General features: G+C 72.1%; 20 protein-coding genes. 10 read left to right on the forward strand and 10 right to left on the reverse strand.

Going from position 1 to position 20,787, the window contains the following annotated elements:
• Positions 1-129: 129 nt before the first annotated feature.
• Positions 130-1,014 (forward strand): alpha/beta fold hydrolase, encoded by an 885-nt coding sequence (locus ACTWP9_RS18520; RefSeq protein ID WP_443247305.1) that lies wholly within the window; start codon positions 130-132, stop codon positions 1,012-1,014.
• Positions 1,015-1,037: 23 nt separating this feature from the next.
• Here the strand turns inward: ACTWP9_RS18520 and ACTWP9_RS18525 are convergent, their stop codons facing one another.
• The 3 genes from ACTWP9_RS18525 to ACTWP9_RS18535 all read right to left on the reverse strand — a co-directional run bounded on the left by ACTWP9_RS18525 (position 1,038) and on the right by ACTWP9_RS18535 (position 4,215).
• A complete protein-coding gene (locus ACTWP9_RS18525; protein ID WP_443247306.1) occupies positions 1,038-1,694 on the reverse strand; it encodes a pyridoxamine 5'-phosphate oxidase family protein in 657 nt (218 codons plus the stop codon).
• 98 nt (positions 1,695-1,792) lie between these two features.
• Positions 1,793-2,764: a lytic polysaccharide monooxygenase auxiliary activity family 9 protein gene (locus ACTWP9_RS18530; RefSeq protein ID WP_443247307.1), complete on the reverse strand. Its 972-nt coding sequence runs from the start codon at positions 2,762-2,764 to the stop codon at positions 1,793-1,795.
• Between the two features lie 197 nt (positions 2,765-2,961).
• Complete coding sequence (locus tag ACTWP9_RS18535; protein WP_443247308.1) at positions 2,962-4,215, reverse strand: MFS transporter; 1,254 nt, start codon at positions 4,213-4,215, stop codon at positions 2,962-2,964.
• Between the two features lie 70 nt (positions 4,216-4,285).
• Between ACTWP9_RS18535 and ACTWP9_RS18540 the strand changes: the two genes are divergently transcribed.
• Together ACTWP9_RS18540 and ACTWP9_RS18545 are read left to right on the forward strand one after the other, a co-directional pair.
• A complete protein-coding gene (locus ACTWP9_RS18540) occupies positions 4,286-5,278 on the forward strand; it encodes a helix-turn-helix domain-containing protein (protein ID WP_443247309.1) in 993 nt (330 codons plus the stop codon).
• Between the two features lie 167 nt (positions 5,279-5,445).
• Positions 5,446-6,642 (forward strand): MarP family serine protease, encoded by a 1,197-nt coding sequence (locus ACTWP9_RS18545; RefSeq protein ID WP_443247490.1) that lies wholly within the window; start codon positions 5,446-5,448, stop codon positions 6,640-6,642.
• A gap of 18 nt (positions 6,643-6,660) precedes the next feature.
• Here ACTWP9_RS18545 and ACTWP9_RS18550 read toward each other — a convergent pair whose 3' ends face one another.
• A complete protein-coding gene (locus ACTWP9_RS18550) occupies positions 6,661-7,593 on the reverse strand; it encodes a GNAT family N-acetyltransferase (protein ID WP_443247310.1) in 933 nt (310 codons plus the stop codon).
• Between the two features lie 97 nt (positions 7,594-7,690).
• Here ACTWP9_RS18550 and ACTWP9_RS18555 point away from each other — a divergent pair, with 97 nt between their 5' ends.
• Complete coding sequence (locus ACTWP9_RS18555) at positions 7,691-8,083, forward strand: GntR family transcriptional regulator (RefSeq protein WP_443247311.1); 393 nt, start codon at positions 7,691-7,693, stop codon at positions 8,081-8,083.
• Between the two features lie 100 nt (positions 8,084-8,183).
• Here the strand turns inward: ACTWP9_RS18555 and ACTWP9_RS18560 are convergent, their stop codons facing one another.
• Positions 8,184-8,804, reverse strand: coding sequence for a hypothetical protein (locus ACTWP9_RS18560; RefSeq protein ID WP_443247312.1), 621 nt, complete (start codon positions 8,802-8,804; stop codon positions 8,184-8,186).
• A gap of 107 nt (positions 8,805-8,911) precedes the next feature.
• Positions 8,912-10,114: a DUF5925 domain-containing protein gene (locus ACTWP9_RS18565; protein WP_443247313.1), complete on the reverse strand. Its 1,203-nt coding sequence runs from the start codon at positions 10,112-10,114 to the stop codon at positions 8,912-8,914.
• A gap of 296 nt (positions 10,115-10,410) precedes the next feature.
• Between ACTWP9_RS18565 and ACTWP9_RS18570 the strand changes: the two genes are divergently transcribed.
• Positions 10,411-10,677: a hypothetical protein gene (locus ACTWP9_RS18570; RefSeq protein ID WP_443247314.1), complete on the forward strand. Its 267-nt coding sequence runs from the start codon at positions 10,411-10,413 to the stop codon at positions 10,675-10,677.
• Between the two features lie 142 nt (positions 10,678-10,819).
• Here ACTWP9_RS18570 and ACTWP9_RS18575 read toward each other — a convergent pair whose 3' ends face one another.
• The gene (locus tag ACTWP9_RS18575; protein WP_443247315.1) at positions 10,820-11,581 is read right to left on the reverse strand and encodes a GntR family transcriptional regulator; all 762 of its coding nucleotides are present in this window, start codon (positions 11,579-11,581) and stop codon (positions 10,820-10,822) included.
• A gap of 38 nt (positions 11,582-11,619) precedes the next feature.
• Positions 11,620-12,990 (reverse strand): homogentisate 1,2-dioxygenase, encoded by a 1,371-nt coding sequence (hmgA, locus tag ACTWP9_RS18580; protein ID WP_443247491.1) that lies wholly within the window; start codon positions 12,988-12,990, stop codon positions 11,620-11,622.
• Positions 12,991-13,197: 207 nt separating this feature from the next.
• On the opposite strand from hmgA, the gene ACTWP9_RS18585 reads away from it, so the two are divergent.
• The 3 genes from ACTWP9_RS18585 (at position 13,198) to ACTWP9_RS18595 (ending at position 16,487) form a co-directional block, all read left to right on the forward strand.
• A complete protein-coding gene (locus tag ACTWP9_RS18585) occupies positions 13,198-14,643 on the forward strand; it encodes an aldehyde dehydrogenase family protein (protein WP_443247316.1) in 1,446 nt (481 codons plus the stop codon).
• Positions 14,644-14,700: 57 nt separating this feature from the next.
• Complete coding sequence (locus ACTWP9_RS18590; RefSeq protein ID WP_443247317.1) at positions 14,701-15,786, forward strand: zinc-binding dehydrogenase; 1,086 nt, start codon at positions 14,701-14,703, stop codon at positions 15,784-15,786.
• 65 nt (positions 15,787-15,851) lie between these two features.
• Positions 15,852-16,487 carry a TetR/AcrR family transcriptional regulator gene (locus ACTWP9_RS18595; protein ID WP_443247318.1) on the forward strand — a complete coding sequence of 212 codons (636 nt, stop codon included), beginning with the start codon at positions 15,852-15,854 and terminating at the stop codon, positions 16,485-16,487.
• Here ACTWP9_RS18595 and ACTWP9_RS18600 read toward each other — a convergent pair.
• Together ACTWP9_RS18600 and ACTWP9_RS18605 are read right to left on the reverse strand one after the other, a co-directional pair.
• Complete coding sequence (locus ACTWP9_RS18600; protein WP_443247319.1) at positions 16,468-16,932, reverse strand: MaoC family dehydratase; 465 nt, start codon at positions 16,930-16,932, stop codon at positions 16,468-16,470. The two genes, ACTWP9_RS18595 and ACTWP9_RS18600, sit on opposite strands and share 20 nt — an antisense overlap.
• Before the next feature lie 246 nt (positions 16,933-17,178).
• On the reverse strand, positions 17,179-17,748 hold the full coding sequence (locus tag ACTWP9_RS18605) for a hypothetical protein (RefSeq protein WP_443247320.1): 570 nt from the start codon (positions 17,746-17,748) through the stop codon (positions 17,179-17,181).
• Between the two features lie 435 nt (positions 17,749-18,183).
• Between ACTWP9_RS18605 and ACTWP9_RS18610 the strand changes: the two genes are divergently transcribed.
• Complete coding sequence (locus ACTWP9_RS18610) at positions 18,184-19,005, forward strand: SDR family oxidoreductase (protein WP_443247321.1); 822 nt, start codon at positions 18,184-18,186, stop codon at positions 19,003-19,005.
• Positions 19,002-20,705 carry an AMP-binding protein gene (locus ACTWP9_RS18615; RefSeq protein ID WP_443247322.1) on the forward strand — a complete coding sequence of 568 codons (1,704 nt, stop codon included), beginning with the start codon at positions 19,002-19,004 and terminating at the stop codon, positions 20,703-20,705. Before ACTWP9_RS18610 ends, ACTWP9_RS18615 begins: the two co-directional genes overlap by 4 nt.
• Positions 20,706-20,787 lie beyond the last annotated feature (82 nt).

Consider the following 20,787-nt stretch of genomic DNA (forward strand, 5'->3'; position numbering starts at 1 on the left):
AATCCCCGCGTCACCCGCGCCGGATTTCGTTCGGTACAGCTACTGGTCAGCGACCCTACTCGCGCGTAAGTTGACCGCAATTCAACAACTCTGCTCCCACCACACCCCTCACCGCGCCAGGAGCCGTACATGAAGCTGAAGCTGTCAGCGTCGTCAGCGAAGCGCATACGCAGAGCAGCAGCCGCCGCTGCGGCCATGGCGATCGCCGGCGTGGCCCTGCCCGCCAGTGCCACAGCCGCCGCCCCGTCCGGGGGCGAGCGGCCGACCAGCGGCTGGAACGACTACTCCTGCAAGCCCTCGGCCGCCCATCCCCGCCCCGTCGTCCTGGCCCACGGGACCTTGGGCAACTCCGTGGACAACTGGCTCGGGTTCGCGCCCTACCTGGTCAAGCGCGGCTACTGCGTGTTCTCCCTGGACTACGGACAGCTGCCGGGCAAGCCGTTCTTCCACGGACTCGGCCCCATCGAGGACTCCGCCAAGCAACTGGACGCCTACGTCGACAAGGTGCTCGCCGCCACCGGCACCGACAAGGTCGACATCGTCGGCCACTCACAGGGCGGCGTGATGCCTCGCTACTACCTCAAGTTCCTCGGCGGCGCCTCGAAGGTGAACGCACTCGTCGGTATCGCACCCACCAACCACGGCACAACCCTCAGCGGGCTGACCAAGCTGGTCGACCATTTCCCGCCCGCCGGCGACGTGGTCGAGGAGGTGGGCCCGTCGCTGCTCCAGCAGAAGGAGGGCTCCGACTTCATCAAGAAGCTCAACGAGGGCGGCGACACGGTGCCCGGCGTCAAGTACACCGTGATCGCCACCAAATACGACCAGGTCGCCACGCCCTACAAGACCGGGTTCCTCGACGGCCCGAACGTGAAGAACGTGACGGTCCAGGACCTGTGTCCGGTCGACATCTCCGAGCACGTGGCCATCGCGCTCGTCGACCGGGTGGCATGGCACGAGACGGCGAACGCGCTCGACCCGGCCCACGCCACCCCCACCACCTGCCTCTCCTGAGGACAGGTGGCTGCTTTCGAGGCTCAGCCCTCGGTGTAGATCTTCTCGGCGTACTTCGGGCCGTAGTACTCCTCCAGGAACTCCAGGGAGTCCTCGGTCCGGTCGAGGGCCTTGGCCAGCCGGGCGCGGTTCGGCAGTGCGTCCGGCTGCCAGGTTTCCGGCTGCCAGGTGCCGGAGCGAAGGAACGCCTTGGAGCAGTGGTGGAAGATCTCGTCGATCTCCACCACCAGTGCCAGCTTGGGGCGGTTGCGCCGCGCCACCATCTCGTCGAAGAACGGCGCCTCGCGCACGATCCGCGCCCGTCCGTTGATCCGGAGGGTGTCGCCGCGGCCCGGCAGGAAGAAGATGAGGCCGACGTGCGGGTTGGCCAGGACGTTGCGCAGCCCGTCGATGCGCTTGTTGCCCGGCCGGTCGGGGAGGGCGATCGTACGGTCGTCCAGAACCTTGGTGAAGCCGGGCGGGTCGCCCTTGGGGGAGACGTCGCAGCTTCCGTCGGCCGCCGATGTGGCGACGAGGCAGAGCGGTGAACGGGCCAGCCATTCGCGGTCCAACTGATGCAGCGTGGTGCGGGACTTGTTCACCGCGTGGGAGGCCGGTTCTCCGACGAGGGCGCGCAGCTCCTCCTCGCTGGTGACCTCCACCATGGCTCTCGCCGCTTCGGCCGCTTCCGTTGCCGTCATGAGCACTCCGCTCTGTCGCCGCTGTACGGGGAACGAGCGTACGACGCCGCTTTCCCCGGTGCGACGGGGAAAGCGGCGCCGACCGCGGCGGGTTCCGGTCAGCCGCGGGACTTGGTGGCCCGGCGGCGGGCCGTGGCGAACAGCACCCCGGCACCCGCCGCGAGCACGGCGGCGCCGCCGATGGCGAGCGGTGCGGTGTTGTCGTCGCTGCCGGTCTCAGCAAGCTTTGTCTTGTCCGAACCGCCGTTGGGCACAGGCGCGTTGGCGGAGTTGTCGCTCTTGTCGGCATCGGGCGTCTCGCTGTCGTGCTGCGCGCCCTGGTGCCCGGCGGGGTGCTGGTCGCCGCCGTGGCCGTTGTGGTCCACGGTCGACTTGTCCATGCCCGCCTTGATGTCCCGCTCGTCCGGGGCTTCGGGCGCCTGGGCAGACGCTGCCCCGCCGCCGAAGGTCACGTCCGAGCAGGTGTAGAACGCCTCGGGGCTGTCCGAGCGCTGCCAGATGCTGTAGATCAGGTGGCGTCCCGACTTCTTCGGCACGGTGCCGTCGATGACGTAACTGCCGTCTTTCAGCGTCGGGTTGGTGACCTTGGCGAACGGCTTGGACTCCAGGTCGGACCACTTGAGCGGCTTGGCCGGGTCGTAGCCGTCCTTGGTGACGTACAGCTCGAAGGTGCCCTTGTGCGGCGCCGTGGCCTTGTACCGGAAGGTGTGCTGCCCCGGCTTCATCGCGGTGGCGGGCCAGTCCGCGCGGGGCAGGTCCAGCCCCTTGTACTTGTCGCGGCCCGCGCTGCACAGCTTTCCGTCCGGGATGATCTCCTTGTGCTTGCCCGCGGCGTCGGGGATGTTGACCTCGTTCCAGTCGTAGAACGCCTGGGTCCCGCCGGCGGCGACCGCGGCCTTGCACGCCGCCGACTTCGGGCTCTCGGGTCCCTCGGCGAAACAGGCGGAGACCCGGCTGACGGGGTCCTCCATGGAACCGTGCGCGGCGGCGGGGGTGGCCGCCACCGTGGTGAGCACGAGCGGGGCGAAGCCCAGCGCGACGATCCCTGCGGCCGTGCGGCGAACGGTCATGTGAAGGCTCCTCGTGACGGGGACGTATTGCCACGCGGACGTGGCGAGTGGGGGCCCGGGACGGGCTCGGGACGGCACCGCCTCCCCAGCGGCCCGGCCGAACCCGCCCCGGCGACCAGCACGTTAGCCACGTTGGAGGCTCAGAATCGCCCTACAGCGGCTTCTGAGGCGATCTTTAGGATTCGCTTAAGGAGCGACTAAGCGCCCGAACAGGCTCGGGCTGCGGAGACCCGCCGCGCCGGACGCGCGGCCAGCGCGAGCGCCCCCAGCACGGCGGTCAGCAACAGCCCCGCCCGCAGCCCGTACGCACCGGCGACCGCACCCACGGCACCGGGACCGACGAGGGTGCCCAGACCGAGGAAGAACACGGTCCCGCTGAACCCCGTCGAGGGCTGCTCCGGAAAGACCCGGTGGCTCCATACGGCCAGCAGCCCGGAACCCGCCATGAAGCAGGGGCCGTAGAGCACCGCCGAGCCCAGCACGGCAGGCAGCGAGCCCGGGGCCAGCCCCAGCAGCGCGACGGCGCACGACATGCCCGCGAACAACCCCGCCTGCACCCTGCGCAGCCCGTGCCGGACTATCGCGTGCCCGGTCAGCACCCCCGCCGTGCCCGCCAACCCCATCACCGTCCAGAACAGCGGAGAGAGCGGACTGTGCGCGCCGACGGCCGAGGTGACCGCCTCCACCGCGAACGCCCAGTACACGGCGCCGACAAGGCCGTACAGCAGCGCCGTTGCGAACAGCGGCACTGCGGCCCGCCGGGCGAACCGGCGCAGCCCGCGCGGCGCCGTCCCGTTCCGCGCGTACGGCGCGTCCGCGGGACGTGGCACATGCGGCCCGCTGGGCAGTACGCGCGCGTTGGCGAGGGTGGTGGCCAGTGACAGCACGGCGAACACCAGCCAGGCGAACCGCCATCCGGTGCCCCGCGCGGCCAGCGCGAGGGGCCCCGCGACGGCGACGCCGAACGCGGTGCCTGTCGCTATCGCGCCGGTCACCCGCTCACGCAGCGCGGGCGGCACGACCCGGTCGACCGCGTCCGAGTACGGCGCCCACGCCCACCCCGAACTGCTGCCCGCCAGCACCAGCCCCGCCGTCAGCGTGCCCGGACCGGTGGCGAGGGCGACCAAGGCGGTACCCACCGTCGCGCACATCCCGCCCACCACCACCAGCGGCCGCGGTCCGAAGCGCGCCACCAGCCCGCCGACCAGCAGCAGTGCCACCAGATAGCCGGCGTACGAGGCGCTGCCGACGAGGCCGACGAGCGAGACCGACAGACCGAAGTGCTCCCGGAACTCGGGCAGGAACAGCCCGTATCCGTAGCGCGCGAACCCGAACGTGACGGCGATCGCCGCCATGCCCGTCAGCCCGAGCCGCCAGTGCGGTGCAAGACCGGAGCGGGACGGCGGGGAGGGGAGCCGCGGGGGAGCGGGGACCGGACGGATCGAATGCATGACTCCACCCTCGAAGCCCTGCGCCGACGCCACCACTGGCGCAAATGACAGACAGCCGTATATTTGCGCCATGAACGCAGACGCTGCCACGGGCACCCCGCCGGTCCGGGTCGCGGTCGTCGTGCTGGAGGAGATCGCACTCTTCGAACTCGCCGTCCCCACGGCCGTCTTCCAGTCCCCGGGCTACGAACTGACCCTGTGCGCCGAGTCCGAGGGCGGCTGGGGGCACCTACTGGCCGGCAGCCGGGGGATGGCCGGCGGGCTGCGGCTGGTGGTCGAGCGGGGCCTGGAAGCGCTCGCCGAGGCGGACACCGTGGTCGTCCCGGCCTGTGTGCTCGGCTCCTACGTGCCGTCCCGCGCCCTGCTGGAGGCGTTGCGCGCCGCGCACGCCCGGGGAGCGCGCCTGGTATCCCTGTGCTCCGGTGCGTTCGTACTGGCTGCCGCCGGGCTGCTGGACGGGCGCACGGTGGCCACCCACTGGATGTACGCGGACCAGCTGCGGCGGCTGTATCCGCGGGTGCGGGTGGACGAGCACTCGCTCTACGTGGACGACGGCGACGTGCTCACCAGCGCGGGCACCGCAGCCGCCATCGATCTGTGTCTGCACATCGTCCGCGTCGATCACGGCTCCGCTGCCGCCGCCGCTGTCGGGCGCCGGATGGTCGTGGCGCCGCACCGGGAGGGCGGCCAGGCCCAGTACGTGCCCGCGCCTGACGTGCCCGCCGCTCGGGCCGGCGGACTGGCACCCGTGCTCGACTGGTCGCTGGCCCGGTTGCACGAGCCCCTCACCATCGGCGAGCTCGCCGCCCGTGCGGGGATGAGCACCCGCACCTTCGGCCGGTACTTCGTACGGGAGACCGGCGTCACCCCGCTCAAGTGGCTCAACCAGCAGCGCCTCGCCCGGGCCCGCGAACTGCTGGAGACCACCGACCTGCCGGTCGACTCGGTCGCCGAGCGCACCGGCATGGGTTCGGGCGACGTACTGCGGCAGCACTTCCGCCGCGCTCTGGGCACCACGCCGGCCGCCTATCGCCGGACGTTCCGGCAGCGCGGAGCAGCGTGACCGGAGGCGCGTGACCGGAGGCGCGGGTTCCAGCAGAGGGGAACCGCTAGCTGTGGTTATGCGTTTTTCTCCCTGAACGCCCCGCCTGACCGCACGTGCGCACAGCGGAGCAGGTACAGGACGAACGCGACAAGCAGGGCGACGAGTCGAAGGGAGGGAGCGCGGCCGTGAATCTGCTGGATCTGCTCCTGATCTTCGCAGCGCTCGCCTACGCCGGTTCCGGATACCGCCGGGGACTGGTCGCCGGCCTGGTTTCGCTGGCCGGTTTCGTGGGGGGCGCGGTCCTCGGCGTCTGGCTGCTGCCGTTCGTCCTCGACCTCGCGGAGCGCGGCACGACCACCGCCACCGTCCTCGCGCTGCTGACCGTGCTGGCGCCCGCGCTCGCCGGGCACGCGCTGGCCTCCCCGCTCGGCTGGCGGATACGCGAGGCGCTCAGCCGCACCCCCGCGCGCTGGGTGGACGGAGCGGGCGGTGCCCTCGTCAACATCGTCGCCGTGCTCGTCGTCGGGTGGGTGGCGGGCAGCGCGCTCGCCGCTTCGCCCTCGCCCGCGCTCAACCAGGCCATAAGGGGCTCCTCCCTGCTGGAGGGCGTGCACGAGCGGATGCCCTCCAGCGCCGCGACGTGGTTCAACCGCGCAACCGGCGCGCTCACCACTGCCGGCTTCCCACCCGTCTTCAATCCCTTCGAGCAGGAGCCGGGCGCCTCGGTGCCCCAGCCGTCGGGCGACGCCGTCACCAGGGCGGCGACGGCCGCAGCCCAGCGCAGCACGGTCAAGGTCGAGGGCGTCGCCGACGTGGACGGCGGCGAACAGGGGCAGGAGGGCAGCGGCTTCGTCTACGCCCGCGGCCATGTGATGACCAACGCGCACGTCGTCGCCGGCGTCGACGCGCCGACCGTCCGGGTCGGCGGCGTCGGACGCCCGTACGCGGCGAAGGTCGTCCTCTTCGACCCCGAGAAGGACATCGCCGTCCTCGATGTGCCGGGTCTGACCGCGCCCGCGCTGCACTTCGCAGGCGACGCCGGCCGGGGCGACCAGGGAGTGGTCGCCGGCTACCCGGAGAACGGCGGTCTGGACCTGCGAGCGGCAGCCGTGGCCGCGCGCACCCCGGCGCGGGGCCAGGACATCTACGGCGGTGCGCTGACCACCCGCGACATCTACGCCATACGCTCACAGATCCGGCCGGGCAACTCCGGCGGCCCGCTGCTGACGCCCGGCGGCCGGGTGTACGGCGTCGTGTTCGCCCGCTCCACCACGGACGCCGGAACCGGATACGCGCTCACGGCCGACCAGGTACGGGACGCCGCACGGCAGGCCGCGGATTCCACCGTCGCCGTGGACACCGGGAACCGTTCGGCGCTGTGACACCGGGCCGCGGGCCCCTCACAGCTGTTTGATGCAGCGCCACTCCGTGGCGACCTCCGCATAGCCCAGCCGCCGGTTGACGGCCAGCATCGGCGCGTTGGTCGCGTCGTTGCCGGTGTACGCGTGGGCATAACCGGCGGCGCGGGCACGGCGCAGCGCGGCCAGCTTTGCCAGCCGCGCCAGCCCCCGGCCCCGGAAGGTGCGCCGGGTGCCCGTCATCGCCGACCAGTAGCGCTCCACCCCGTCCGTCTGCGCGACGCTGTACGCCGCGACCTGGCCGTCCACCAGCACCACACTGCTGAGCTCCAGGTCCCAGTCGGGCCGCTGCCAGTTGTGCCGCAGCCACTCGTCGTACGGGGTGCGGCCCACGCTCACATCGCCCGGCTCGTCCGCTGCGCACTCCACGTCCGCCTCGTACAGCGGCCGCAGGTCCTCGGCGAACTCGGCGACCCGGTGCAGGGTGACGCCCGCGGGCAGCGGTTCGGGCAGCCGGGGCAGGGCCCCACGGCGCAGATCGAGCCCGAGGAAGCGGGCCTGCCGGGAGCGGGCGTAACCGCGGCGCCCGGCGAAGCCTCCGGCCCGGTCGTCGCCGGCCACCCAGCTGTGCACCCGCCGCACGCCGATCCCCGCCAGATACGCCTCACCCGCGGCCACCAGCGCCGAGCCCACCCCCTGGCCGGACGTCCCGGGCGGAACCGCCGTGTGCAGAAAACCCTGCCCCGGCTCGGTGCTCCCCGCGACCAGTCCCGCGTCCGCGCAGCCGGCGACCGTACCGTCCGGCCGTTCGGCGACGATCCAGCGCAGCCGCTGCCCGGCCGGGGCGTGCGCCACCTCCCAGCCGAGCGTCTCGGCGGTGCAGACGAGATACGGGACGGTCGCGCGGCGGACAATGGCGACGGCCTCGGCGTCCCGCGGATCGTCGGCGCGCAGGGCGCGGACTGTGAGCGTCATGGCGCGGAGGCTACGTCGGCCGTGCGGCGCGCCGCTTCCCGTTTTCCCCAGGTGGGGGAGAATCGCCCCCGTAAGCCCCTCGCTCCCCGGAGGACCCGTGCCGCGGAACCCAACGAACGCCCTCAGCATCACCCTCGACGCCGACGCGCCGGAGGCGCCGTACGAGCAGGTGCGGGCGCGCATCGCCGCGCTCGCGCGTGGCGGCGACCTGCCCACGGGCTACAAGCTCCCGACCGTGCGGGGTCTCGCGGAGGAGCTGGGACTTGCGGCGAACACGGTCGCCAAGGCGTACCGCGCGCTGGAGACCGACGGCGTCATCGAGACCAGGGGCCGCAACGGGACCTTCATCGCCGCCGCCGGGGGTGTCACCGAGCGCGAACTGGCCGAGGCCGCACAGACCTTCGCGGCCCGGGCCCGGCGGCTGGGCGCCGACCAGGAGGCCGCACTGGCCGCCGCCCGGGATGCGCTACGCGCGCAGTACGGCGCGTAGCGCTCCCCCGATCCGCGCTCCCCCGATCTCCGGCAGGCGGGCCCGGTCCGGCAGTTGTTCCGGACCCGGCAGGGCCCGATCTCCGGCAGGCGGTTCGGCGTCAGAGGCGGGCCGCCGCCATGGTGGTCGTGGTACGGAAAGCCGCCACCGGGGCGTGCGCCAGGGTGCCCATCTCCGCCCAGCGGATCACGGTGACCTTGGCGCCCTTGCGCACCACCGCGAACAGGTTCACGCCGTGCTCGGACTCCGGTGGCGCGGTGTGCACGCCGTAGATGTGCGCGCTGTCCCCCGTGTCGACGGTGCCGTAGTCGTCCCAGGAGGCCGTGCTGCCGGGGTTGTCCCGCAGCCAGTCGGCCGCACAGTTCGCCGCGCGCTTCTCCAGCTTGGCCGCCAGCTTGCCGGCCGCCTTCGGGGACGCGGCCTTGACGCTGACCTGGGAGGCGTGGGTGTCGTAGTCGGTGCCGAAGAGCCGGTGGTAGGTGCCGGCGGTGTTCGGGATCGCACCGGTCATGCAGAAGGGCTCCGGGTCCGGCAGGCCCTTGCTGACCGGGCCCTCGGACCACGGCGATGTCGCGTGCGGGGGCAGGTCGTCGGCGGTCAGGAAACCGGGAGCCGTGGTCCGGGGCGGGGCCGCGGTGGCGGTGGCCGCCGCGGCGGTGAGCAGGGCGACGGTCGCGGCGGCGGTGACGGTGGCCGTGCCGGCGATGGAGCGAGAGCGCATGTGCGGGTCCTCCCCCTGAACGGGCTTTTGCCGGAACAGACCCTCGAACGCGGCCGATGGTTGTCCGGAAGGGCCCCCGCCGGTCACAGCTGAGGGGCTCCCGCCGGTCACAGATACAGGCCCGAGCTCTCCCGCTCCTGGTGGGGGACGTCGGCGGGGCGCTTGCCCTTTTTGAGGGCGTAGAGCTCCGCCAGGGTGGCACCGTCGCGCCCGATGCCCTCCTCGGTGCCGAGCCAGGCGACGGACTCCGCGCGGCTGAGCGAGCCCACCTCGATCCGGGCAAGACAGCGCCCGGGCCGGACCACGGCCGGGTGCAGCCGCTCCAGGTCCTCGTTCGTGGTGACTCCCACCAGCACGTTGCGGCCCTGGCCGAGCAGTCCGTCGGTGAGGTTCAGCAGCCGGGAGAGCGCCTGCCCCGCCGCGTACTTGGCCTCCCCGCGGATCAGTTCGTCGCAGTCCTCCAGAAGCAGCAGCCGCCAGCGGCCGGACTCCGGGTCGGAGTCGTCCGCACCGATGGCGATGTCCATCAGGTAGCCGATGTTGTTGAACAGGTGCTCGGGGTCGAGGACGCAGTCGACCTGGCACCAGTTGCTCCAGGAGCGGGCCAGCGTGCGCAGCGCCGAGGTCTTGCCGGTGCCGGGCGGGCCGTGCAGCAGCAGGAGGCGCCCGGAGATCTCGTCAGGGGTGACCTTCATCAGGTCGTCCATGGCGGTGGCCACCCGCGAGGTGTAGTTCTGCCGCACATCGGCCCAGGACCCGGCGCTGATCGTGCGGGAGGTGCGGCGCGGGCCGCGCATGGGGGAGTGGTACCAGAAACCCATGGAGACCTGGTCCTCCTGGGGCTCGGGCTCGTCCTCCGCGCCGTCCACTGCCTGCTTCAGCCGCTGTTCGGCCAGTTCGTCGGTGACCGCCGTGACCGTGACCTCGGCGCCCCGGTTCCAGCGCGAGACCCGTACCGTCCAGCCGTCCCCCTCGGCGAGCACCGAGCCGGAGTTGTCGTCCTTGGCCTCGCGCAGTACCTGCGCGCCCGGCGGCAGCAGGGTGTGCCCCTTCTTGATGCGGTCGACGGTGTGGCTGCGCGAGTACGGCTGTTCCCCCAGGGTGAAACGGCCCAGGAAGAGGGCGTCGATGATGTCGCCTGCGGAGTCGCTGTCGTCGATGTGCAGCCGGGAGGCCACCGCCCGCTCGGGCGGGGTCGCAGCCTGCGGCGCGGCCTGGTCGGGGCTCGGGACAGGGGTGGTCGGGGGCGTCGTCGGGGTCTCGGAAGCCAGGGCCGCACTCCTGTCATCGGGTCGGCGGTCGGTACACATGACCGCCATGATCCGGCATGATGGCTCCACTCGCACGCGGGTTTCGCGGCGTGCCACCCGCGCACCTGGAGATGCTGTCCGCCCCCTGTGTGCACCGGTCGGCTTTCGAACTCCGGCCGATGTGTCCGTATTTGCGGCGTTTCCCGGGGTGCCCGGCAGGTGCCGGGACGGCGTACCGTGTTCCTCAACAGCCTTGTGGGGCAGGTGAATGCTGTGGCCGGGATACACGCGTGTCGTAGTCGGGAGATAGGGTTACTCTGCCCGGGCCGGGTGCCCTCGTACGGGTGGGGAGTGACATGGAACAGATAACAGTCGGCAGCAGGGCGCGGGTGCCCGCGATCAAATGCGGTACCGGCGCGACGAGTTCGCGCCTCGACCGGCACCTCTCCGTGCTCGCAGGTCCCGCCGTCCCACAGGGCGAGGCGGAGGACGCGACGACGCTGATGCGGGAGATCACGCAGCGCGACGCGGTGCGGAGCCGGGCGAGCAACCGCGGCGCGCGGGTCTCGCTCTTCGCCCCGCTGCGCAAGCTGCGCCGTACCCTCTTCGGCGGCCGCGGCTGAAGACGGCCGCCGGACTGTCCCTCTGCGGGATCCCGCGGAGTGCGGAATCCCCGCGGATTCCGGCAGACCGGCCCGGCGGCCGTTCCCCTTGCCCCTTTGCCACCCGGCCCGGTGGCGTCAGCTGTGCAGTACGTCCGGCCCGTCAGTCCGTCACGTTCTCCAGCGTGACGGAGAAGGCGAAGCGATCGCCCCGGTAGTGGATACGCACCACGTCCACCACCCGTTCCTCCCCGTCGTAGGTCACTCCCGTGTAGTGCAGGATCGGGCTCAGCAGCGGAACCTCCAGCAGCCGGGCCGTCTCCGGATCGGCCAGCCGCGCCTCCACCGTGTCCGTGATCCTGCTGATGCGCACCCCCACGCGATCCCGCAGTACCTTCGTCATCGGCCAGCCGCGGCGCAGATCCGCCGGGTCGATGTGCTCGGCCACGTCCGGGCGGATCAGGTTGAGCGCCCAGTTGGTCGGCTCGCCGCTCTCCCGCTCGCAGCGCAGCCTGCGGTAGGCCATCGCCTCGCTCCGACCCGGGAAGTGCTCCGCCAGCTCGGCGGGGACCGGCTCCGGGCCGTGGCCCAGCAGCGTGGTGGGCTCTCCGGACTGCTGGGCCACGATCGTGTCCACCGAACCCAGCAGCCGCACCGGACGGGAGCGGCGTGCGTCCGGCTCGATGAAGGTGCCACGCCGCCGGTGTCTGCTGATCAGCCCCTCCGCCTCCAGCTCCTTGAGCGCCTGCCGCATGGTCAGCACGCTGACCCCGTAGTGTCCGGCCAGCTGGTCCTCGGGCGGCAGCCGGTCCGGTGCCTGTGGCGGGCGGCCCAGTATGGAGGCGCGGAGCGACTGCGAGACCTGGTACCAGAGCGGCAGCTTCCGGTTCAGTTCGACGGAATCCGGGGTGAACAGCGGCGTCATGGGACGTGCCTCCACAGGTGAGGTCGGCGCCGGGGGTTTCAGGGGGCCGGGAAATGGCGCTCAAGACCCTGCCACACCGCGTCGTAGTCCGACTGCAGATGGGCAGCGCCGGCCGCCTGCTCCGTGAGCGAGACGGGCCAGCGGGTCTCGAACATGAACGCCAGTCCGTCGTCGACCTTCTGCGGCTTCAGCTCGGCGGCCGACGCCCGCTCGAAGGTCTCCCGGTCGGGACCGTGCGCCGACATCATGTTGTGCAGCGAGCCGCCACCGGGGAGGAAACCCTCGGCCTTGGCGTCATAGGCGCCCTCGATCAGGCCCATGTACTCGCTCATCACGTTCCGGTGGAAGTACGGCGGCCGGAAGGTGTCCTCGCCCACCAGCCAGCGGGGCGCGAAGACCACGAAGTCCACGTTCGCCAGCCCCGGGGTGTCCGACGGCGAGGTCAGTACGGTGAAGATCGACGGGTCCGGGTGGTCGTAGCTGATGGTGCCCAGCACATTGAAGCGCCGCAGGTCGTAGACGTAGGGCAGATGATTGCCGTGCCAGGCCACGACATCCAGCGGTGAGTGGTCGTAGACGGCGCTCCAGAGATTCCCGCAGAACTTGTTGACGACCTCGACCGGGCCCTCCACGTCCTCGTACGCGGCCGTGGGCGCCAGGAAGTCCCGGGCGTTGGCCAGTCCGTTGGCGCCGATCGGCCCCAGATCGGGCAGGGTGAAGGGGCGCCCGTAGTTCTCGCAGACATAGCCGCGCGCGCTCTCCTCCAGCAGCTCGACGCGGAAGCGCACCCCGCGCGGGATCAGCGCCACCTGGCTCGGCTCGACCCGCAGCAGCCCGAACTCGGTGCGCAGCAGCAGCCCGCCGCGCTCGGGGACGATCAGCAGTTCGCCGTCGGCGTCGCTGAAGACCCGGTCGGTCATCGACGCGTCGGCGGAGTACAGATGGACGGCCATGCCGCAGCGCTGCCGCGTATCGCCGTTGCCGCCCAGCGTCCACAGGCCCGCCAGGAAGTCGGTGCCCGCGGGTGCTTCGGGCGGCGGGCCCCAGCGCAGCCGATTCGGGTCGGGGATGGTCTCCTCGAAGGGCGCGCCGCGCAGCCCGCCGTTGTCGGTGCGCAGGAAGCGGGGGTGCGCTGCCGAGGGGCGGATCCGGTAGAGCCACGAGCGGCGGTTGTGCGCCCGGGGTTCGGTGAAGGCGCTGCCGCTCAACTGCTCCGCGTACAGGCCGAGGGGCGCGCGCTGGGGGGAGTTACGTCCGACGGGCAGCGCCCCCGGCTCGGCCTCACTGCTGTGCTCGTTGCCGAAGCCGGACAGATAGCTCAGGCGCGCGGCCGTCTTGCGTGCCTGCTCCCGTGCCCGGTCGGTGGAGGTGCTGGTCGTGCTGGTGGTGCTGTCGGTGCCCTGGCCCATCGCCAACTCCCGCCGCCTCATGAATTCCTCTGCAGGACCATAGGAATAACGAAGGCCCCCGTCAACGCACCACGCGTCCGGGTCCCCGGCGCACCACGCGCGCGAGCCCGCGCCCCGCACACCCGGCTGCGCCGCCGCCCGCACGGTGATCCAGGGCACTCGGAGGCCGTGCTGACACCTTGCTGACCCGACAGTAGGTTTGCCCTCATGAAGGCACACGACGGCATGTACATCGACGGCGCCTGGCGCCCCGCAGCGGGCACCGGGACGATCGAGGTCACCAACCCCGCCGACGGAACCCTCCTTGCCACCGTCCCCGCGGGCGGCCCCGAGGACGTCGAGGCGGCCGTGCGCGCCGCCCGCGCCGCGCTGCCCGGCTGGGCCGCCACCCCGCCCGCCGAGCGCGCCGCGCGCCTCGAAGCCCTCCAGCAGATCCTGGCCGACCGGCGCGAGGAGATCGCCGAGACCATCACCGCCGAGCTCGGCTCGCCGCTCACCTTCTCGCAGAAGGTGCACGCCGCCGTGCCGATCGCGGTCTGCGCCGGCTACGCCGAGCTGGCCGCCGAGTACGCCTTCGAGGAGCAGACGGGCAACTCCCGGGTGCTGCGCGAGCCGGTCGGCGTCGTCGGTGCCATCACACCGTGGAACTATCCGCTGCACCAGATCGTCGCCAAGGCCGCCCCGGCGTTCGCCGCCGGCTGCACCATGGTGCTCAAGCCCGCCGAGGACACCCCGCTGGTGGCCCAGTTGTTCGCGGAGGCCGTCCACGAGGCGGGCGTGCCCGCGGGTGTCTTCAACCTCGTCACCGGGCTCGGGCCGGTCGCCGGGCAGGCACTGGCCGAGCACGACGGCATCGATCTGCTCTCCTTCACCGGCTCCACCGCCGTCGGCCGCCGGATAGGCGCGGTGGCTGCGTCCGGTGTCAAGCGCGTCGCACTGGAGCTCGGCGGCAAGTCGGCCAACGTCATCCTCCCCGGCGCCGACCTGAAGAAGGCCGTCAAGGTCGGCGTCGCCAATGTGATGGCCAACTCCGGCCAGACGTGCAGCGCCTGGACCCGGATGCTGGTGGATGCCGAGCGCTACGACGAGGCCGTACGGCTCGCCGCCGAAGCCGCGGCCAAGTACGTCGCCGGGGACCCTCCCCCGGCCTCCGGCCGGGAGGTGCCCCCGGAGAAGACCACCCGCATCGGCCCCGTCGTCAACGCCGAGCAGCGCGAGCGCGTCACCGGCTACATCAGGCGCGGCCAGGAGGAGGGCGCCCGGCTCGTGGTGGGCGGCGCCGAGCCTCCCCAGGGCCAGGAGCGCGGCCACTATGTGCGGCCGACCGTCTTCGCCGATGTCACGCCGGAGATGACCATCGCCCAGGAGGAGATCTTCGGCCCCGTGCTGGCCATCCTCAAGTACGAGGACACCGAGGACGCGCTGCGCATAGCCAACGGCACCGTCTACGGCCTGGCGGGCGCCGTGTGGTCCGAGAACGAGGAGGAGGCCGTCGCCTTCGCGCGCCGGATGGAGACCGGACAGGTCGACATCAACGGCGGCCGGTTCAACCCCCTCGCGCCCTTCGGCGGATACAAGCAGTCGGGCGTCGGGCGGGAGCTGGGGATCCACGGCCTGGAGGAATACCTGCAGACCAAGTCCCTCCAGCTCTGACGTCTCATCCCTACGGCCGAGGCCACCCCCCGTCCCCGCACGCCGCTTGGAGCTCGCATGGTTCGCGCCGCCGTACTGCCCGCCGTCTCGGCACCGCTGGAGGTCACCTCGATAGCCCTGCCGCAACCCGGTCCCGGCCAGGTGCGGGTGCGGCTCGCCGCGGCCGGGGTCTGTCACTCCGACCTCTCCCTCGCCAACGGCACCCTGCGCCAGCCCGTACCGGCCGTCCTCGGGCACGAGGGCGCAGGCACCGTCGTCGCCGTGGGGGAGGAGGTGCTGGATGTCGCGCCCGGTGACCGTGTCGTGCTCAACTGGGCGCCGAACTGCGGCGAGTGCCACTTCTGCGCCCAGCTGTCCGAACCCTGGCTGTGCACCCGCGCCAACGAGGCCACCACCACGCCCTACGCGAGCACCCGCAGCGGCGACGGCCTCTATCCCGGGCTGAGCGTCGCCGCGTTCGCCGAGGAGACGGTCGTCCCCCGGCGCGCGGTCCTCCCGCTGCCGCCCGGAGTGCCGCTGGAGGACGCGGCGCTGCTGGGCTGCGCCATGCTCACCGGGTACGGCGCCGTGCACCACAGCGCCCGGGTGCGGGTGGGGGAGTCGGTCGCCGTGTACGGCGTGGGCGGGGTGGGCCTGGCCACGTTGCAGTCGGCCCGGCTGGCGGGCGCCGGACAGATCATCGCGGTGGACGTCTCCGCGGAGAAGGAGGAGATGGCGCGGGCCGCAGGCGCCACGGACTTCGTCGTGGCCGGCGAGAAGACCGCCAAGGTGGTGCGCGCACTGACGGAGGGCGGATACGGGGCCGACGTGGCCATCGAGTGCGTGGGCCGCGCGGAGACCGTCCGGGCGGCCTGGGACTCCACCAGGCGGGGCGGGCGTACGACCGTCGTCGGTATCGGCGGCAAGGACGAGCGCGTCTCGTTCTCCGCGCTGGAGATCTTCCACTTCGCGCGGGGGCTGCGCGGCTGCGTGTACGGGGACTCCGACCCGGCCCGGGACGTTCCGGTGCTGGCCCAGCACGTGCGGGACGGGCGGCTGGAGCTCGGGGCGCTGGTCACCGAGCGGGTGGGGCTGGAGGGGGTCGGCGACGCCTTCGCCGCGATGCGGGCCGGGCGGGGCGGGCGCACGCTGTTGGTGTTCTGAGCAGGCGCAGCCCCGGCCAGGGGCTGGGGGCTAAGCAGCCGCTCAGCGCACAGTAAGCTGGCCGGATGACGACGGGCGAGATCGACGAATCGTTTGGCGGCGTCACCCCGGATGCCGCCCGCCGCCTTCTCCTGGGCGCCGTCCAGGCGTTCGCGGAGCGGGGTTTCCACGCCACCACCACCCGCGACATCGCCGGGCGTGCCGGGATGAGCCCTGCGGCGCTCTACATCCATTACAAGACCAAGGAAGAACTGCTCTTCCATATCAGCAGGGTCGGTCACGAGTGCTCCGTGGCGGTGCTGGAGAAGGCCGTCGAGGGCGCCGCCGACAGTGCGCAGCGCCTCGCCCGCGCCGTCCGCGCGTTCGTGCGCTGGCACGCGGAGCACCACACCACGGCCCGCGTCGTCCAGTACGAACTCGCAGCACTCGGCGAGGAGCACTATGCCCGGATCGTGGTGCTGCGCCGCCGCAGCGAGGAGATTCTGCGCGGGGTCCTCGAAGAGGGCGTCGCCGCGGGCGAGTTCGACATCCCGGATATCCGTGGCACGGCGCTCGCGGTGATGTCGCTGTGCATCGACGTCGCCCGCTGGTTCAGCCCGGAAGGCCGCAGGACGCCCGACGAGATCGGCGAGCTGTACGCCGATCTCGCCCTGCGGATGGCGGGCCACCGGGCCGTCGGCGTCACCAGTAGTAGCGGCTGAGGCTCTCCGCGACGCACACCGGCTTGTCGCCGCCCTCCAGTTCCACGGTCACCTGCGCGGCGACCTGAACTCCGCCGTCCGACGTCTCGTTGACGTCGGCCAGGGTCGCCCGGGCGCGCAGCCGGGAGCCGACGGGCACGGGGGCCGGGAAGCGCACCTTGTTGGTGCCGTAGTTGACGCCCATCCTCATGCCCTCGACGCGCAGGATTTGCGGGACGAGGGCGGGCAGCAGCGACAGCGTCAGATAGCCGTGCGCGATGGTGCTGCCGAAGGGGCCCTCGGCAGCGCGCTCCGGGTCCACGTGGATCCACTGGTGGTCACCCGTCGCGTCGGCGAACAGGTCGATCCGCTTCTGGTCCACCTCCAGCCAGTCGCTGTGGCCCAGTTCCTGGCCGACCGCGGCGCGCAGCTCGTCGGCCGAGGTGAAGACCCGGGGTTCCGCCATGCGAATGTTCCTCCTATGCGGGGTGCCATGGAGCAGGCGCCGACGCGGAAGAGAGGGCTTCGGCTAAGCGACTGCTCAGCAGGTGCCGTCAGCATGCCAGGAGCCTGCGGCGCTGCGCCACCCCCAACTCGTGCCCGGCACGTATGCGCGGGGCGCGGCAGCCCGCCGTAGGGGTTGCGTCCGGCGGCCGTGTGCAGGCTCTTTGTGGTTGATCGCGCAGTTCCCCGCGCCCCATCGGGCTTGGTCTCAGCCCTGGGAGGGGAGTGGGTTGCTGAAGCCCAGTCGGGAGCCCGTGCCTTGGCGGTGTGCGCGGCGGCCGGAGCCGTCGGTGCGGATCTCCGTCCGTACCCCCCGGTCCATCCGCAGGCCGCGGCGTTGCGGAGGGGTTTCGCACGCGTCGTCCGTCATGGCGATCATGCGGCGCAGCACCTCGGCCAGCCGGGGAGTCGGTGGCTGAGCCGGATCGCACCGCATCAGCGACCGTCCGCCCCACGTCCTGCGGTGCCACTCGTCGAGCGCGGTGGGCTGTCTGATGCCGTTGCGTTTCTCCCGCTTACGGCGGGCCGCGACTTCGGACTCGTAGGCGAGCCAGACCGCGCGTGCCTCCTCCAGCTCTTCCAGCGCCGCGACGAGCAGCGCGGGGTCGGGTTCGCGGTCGTCGGGATGGAACCCGGCGTTTCTGCACAGATGTTGCCACGTGGCGCGGTGGCCGTAGGGGGCGAACCGTTCCAGGCACTTGCGCAGTGCCTGTCGTCGTTGGGACGGGTCTCTGTCTGGGTCACGGACTTGTCGGGCGAGCGCTCTGAAACCGGCCAATCATCCCACCTCCGGCGGAGAGGACCCGTGTCGTCGGGGGTGTGACGTACGACCCCGCACTCCGGATCCGTCTCCGGCGATGCTTTTTCGCGCGGCGAGCGCGCACTTGCTTCGGCGTGGCGGATTACCCCGGATGTGGCCCTCTATTCCTGTAAGGGGCGATTTCCCGCCTCAGCGGACGCAGCCGCTTCCGGGCTCTCCACCTGTCACGCATACGCGACGCCGCGCGCCGCACACAGCTGAAGAACGAGCCTCGCGCCGCGGTCGTTCCCGGGCCGGTCCAGGAACGGGTTCCGGGGTTCGACGGACACCTCTTCCGTAACGACATACCGACTGGTTAGTCTGCCGGGCGGGAGCGGGGCCGGCAGGCCGTTCTGCCGCCCGCGTCCCAACGGGGCCGCAGGAGCACAAGCCCGAAGAGTGGAGGCGCAGTCGATGGAGTCCTTGCGCGACAGTTCCGTTGTCGTCACCGGAGCCGGTGGGGGCATAGGGGCGGCCCTTGCCCGCAGATTCGCCGCCGAGGGCGCGCGGGTCGTCGTCAACGACCTCGATCCGGGCCGGGCCCGGTCGGTCGCGGAGGAGATCGGCGGCATCGCCGTACCCGGCGACGCAGCCACGATCGTGGCCCCCGCATGCGAGGCGCTCGGCGGCGCTGTCGACACGTTCTGCGCCAACGCGGGCGTCGGCACAGTGGGCGACCCCGAGACTCCGGACGCCCAGTGGAACGCGGCCTGGGACGTCAACGTCATGGCGCACGTACGGGCCGCGCGCGAGTTGCTGCCCGGCTGGCTGGAGCGCGGGCGGGGCCGATTCGTTTCGACCGTCTCGGCGGCCGGGCTGCTCACGATGGTCGGCTCGGCGCCCTACAGCGTCACCAAGCACGCGGCCCTGGCCTTCGCGGAGTGGCTGTCGGTCAGTTACCGGCACCGTGGCGTGGATGTGCACGCCATCTGCCCGGAGGGCGTACGTACCGACATGCTGGAGGCCACCGGTGCGGCAGGCGACGTCGTGCTGCGGCCGGGGGCCATCGCACCCGAGGCCGTCGCCGACGCGCTGTTCGCCGCGCTCGCCGACGGGCGTTTCCTCGTCCTGCCGCACACCACCACCCAGGCTCACTACACGGCGCGTGCCACCGGCACGGACAACTGGCTGAGCGCCATGAACCACCTCCAGCAGAAGGTCGAGCGCCGGGCGCGCGCCGGGCTCGACGGCGCACGGCCCGCCCCGGACGGCGCGCGGGAGGGGGAGCCGGCATGACACCGGCAGCCGCCACCAGATACGAGGACAAGCCCTGGCTCGCCCAGCTGACTGCCGCCCAGCGCGCTCCCGTCACCCCGCCCGAGACGGTGCTGCACGCCTTCCGCGCCGCTGCCCGCGAGGTGCCGGGCCGCACCGCCCTCGCCTACTTCGACGGCCGGCTCAGCTACGCGGAGACCGATGCCCTCTCCGACGCGATCGCAGCGCACCTCGCCGAGCGCGGGCTGCGGAAGGGCGACCGGCTCGCCCTCATGCTGCAGAACACCCCGCACCATGTGCTCGCGGTGCTCGGTGCGTGGAAGGCGGGCGCCACCGTCGTACCCGTCAACCCGATGTACAAGGAGCGGGAGGTGGCGCACGTTCTGCAGGACGCAGAGGTCGCCGCGCTGGTGTGCTCCGACCGCGCCTGGGAGGACCGACTGCGCGGGACGGTGGCCGGCAGCAGCGTGCACACCGTGCTGACAGCGTGTGAACTCGACCTCCAGACCCGCGACGACGCCCGCGTACTCGGCTTCGAGCGGTGTGCGCCCGCCGACGACGCGCAGGACCTGCTCGCCGTCGCACGTACCGGCGCACCGGCGCCCGCCGGGCGGGAGCTGACTGCCGGGGACGTCGCGCTGATCAGCTACACCTCCGGCACCAGCGGCGCGCCCAAGGGCGCCATGAACACCCATGGCAACCTCACCTACAACGCCGAGCGGCAGCGCGTCGGTCACGGCTTCCCGGAAGGCTCCTGCATCTTCGCGCTGGCGCCGTTGTTCCACATCACCGGGATGGTGGTGCAGCTGTGCGGGTGCATCGCCAACAAGGGCACGCTCGCGCTCGCCTACCGCTTCGACGCGGGCGTCGTCCTCGATGCCTTCCTGGAGCACCGCCCCGCCTACACCGTCGGCCCCTCCACCGCGTTCATGGCGCTGGCCGCCCACCCGGGTGTGACCCGCGAGCACTTCGCCTCGTTCCGGCACATCTCCTCCGGTGGCGCGCCACTGCCGCCCGCGCTGGTGGAGAAGTTCCGCGCCGCCTACGGCCCCTACATCGCCAACGGCTACGGGCTCACCGAGTGCTCGGCGCCGTGCGCCTCCGTACCGCCCGGGAAAGAGGCGCCCGTCGACCCGGAGTCCGGCACCCTCGCGGTGGGCGTGCCGGGCCCGGACACGGTCGTGCGCATCCTGGACGAAACGGGAGCGCCGGTGCCCTTCGGACAGCAGGGCGAGATCGCCGTCCGCGGCCCACAGGTCGTCCCCGGCTACTGGCGGCGGCCCGAGGAGACGGCCGCCGGTATGCCCGACGGTGAACTGCGCACCGGTGACATCGGGTTCATGGACGAGGACGGCTGGCTGTATGTCGTCGACCGCAAGAAGGACATGATCAACGCCTCCGGGTTCAAGGTCTGGCCCCGCGAGGTCGAGGACGTGCTGTACGCGCACCCCGCCGTCCGCGAGGCCGCGGTGGTCGGCGTCCCGCACGAGTACCGGGGCGAGACCGTCAAGGCGTACGTCAGCCTGCGCGAGGGCACCGATGCCGCGCCTCAGGAGCTGAGCGCGTACTGCAAGGAGCGGCTCGCCGCCTACAAATACCCCCGCGAGGTGGAGATCCTCCCGGAGTTGCCCAAGACCACCAGTGGGAAGATCCTGCGGCGGGAGCTGCGTTCCCGACAGGTGAACGAGGATCGGAGTCGGCCGGGCGACGTCGGCCGATGAACGAGGAGTGAGAGGCAGGTGGCGGCCATGGCGACCAGGGCCGGTTCGGCGGGACATGGGGCACGTTGGGACATGCCGGGCA

It is taken from the genome of Streptomyces sp. 3N207 (assembly GCF_052246355.1).
Lineage (GTDB): Bacteria > Actinomycetota > Actinomycetes > Streptomycetales > Streptomycetaceae > Streptomyces.

Coding starts and splice junctions, on each gene's coding strand:
- ACTWP9_RS18520 (WP_443247305.1), top strand. CDS start 130: ATGAAGCTGAAGCTGTCAGCGTCGTCAGCGAAGCGCATACGCAGAGCA.
- ACTWP9_RS18525 (WP_443247306.1), bottom strand. CDS start 1,694: ATGACGGCAACGGAAGCGGCCGAAGCGGCGAGAGCCATGGTGGAGGTC.
- ACTWP9_RS18530 (WP_443247307.1), bottom strand. CDS start 2,764: ATGACCGTTCGCCGCACGGCCGCAGGGATCGTCGCGCTGGGCTTCGCC.
- ACTWP9_RS18535 (WP_443247308.1), bottom strand. CDS start 4,215: ATGCATTCGATCCGTCCGGTCCCCGCTCCCCCGCGGCTCCCCTCCCCG.
- ACTWP9_RS18540 (WP_443247309.1), top strand. CDS start 4,286: ATGAACGCAGACGCTGCCACGGGCACCCCGCCGGTCCGGGTCGCGGTC.
- ACTWP9_RS18550 (WP_443247310.1), bottom strand. CDS start 7,593: ATGACGCTCACAGTCCGCGCCCTGCGCGCCGACGATCCGCGGGACGCC.
- ACTWP9_RS18560 (WP_443247312.1), bottom strand. CDS start 8,804: ATGCGCTCTCGCTCCATCGCCGGCACGGCCACCGTCACCGCCGCCGCG.
- ACTWP9_RS18565 (WP_443247313.1), bottom strand. CDS start 10,114: ATGTGTACCGACCGCCGACCCGATGACAGGAGTGCGGCCCTGGCTTCC.
- ACTWP9_RS18570 (WP_443247314.1), top strand. CDS start 10,411: ATGGAACAGATAACAGTCGGCAGCAGGGCGCGGGTGCCCGCGATCAAA.
- ACTWP9_RS18575 (WP_443247315.1), bottom strand. CDS start 11,581: ATGACGCCGCTGTTCACCCCGGATTCCGTCGAACTGAACCGGAAGCTG.
- hmgA (WP_443247491.1), bottom strand. CDS start 12,990: ATGGGCCAGGGCACCGACAGCACCACCAGCACGACCAGCACCTCCACC.
- ACTWP9_RS18585 (WP_443247316.1), top strand. CDS start 13,198: ATGAAGGCACACGACGGCATGTACATCGACGGCGCCTGGCGCCCCGCA.
- ACTWP9_RS18590 (WP_443247317.1), top strand. CDS start 14,701: ATGGTTCGCGCCGCCGTACTGCCCGCCGTCTCGGCACCGCTGGAGGTC.
- ACTWP9_RS18595 (WP_443247318.1), top strand. CDS start 15,852: ATGACGACGGGCGAGATCGACGAATCGTTTGGCGGCGTCACCCCGGAT.
- ACTWP9_RS18600 (WP_443247319.1), bottom strand. CDS start 16,932: ATGGCGGAACCCCGGGTCTTCACCTCGGCCGACGAGCTGCGCGCCGCG.
- ACTWP9_RS18610 (WP_443247321.1), top strand. CDS start 18,184: ATGGAGTCCTTGCGCGACAGTTCCGTTGTCGTCACCGGAGCCGGTGGG.
- ACTWP9_RS18615 (WP_443247322.1), top strand. CDS start 19,002: ATGACACCGGCAGCCGCCACCAGATACGAGGACAAGCCCTGGCTCGCC.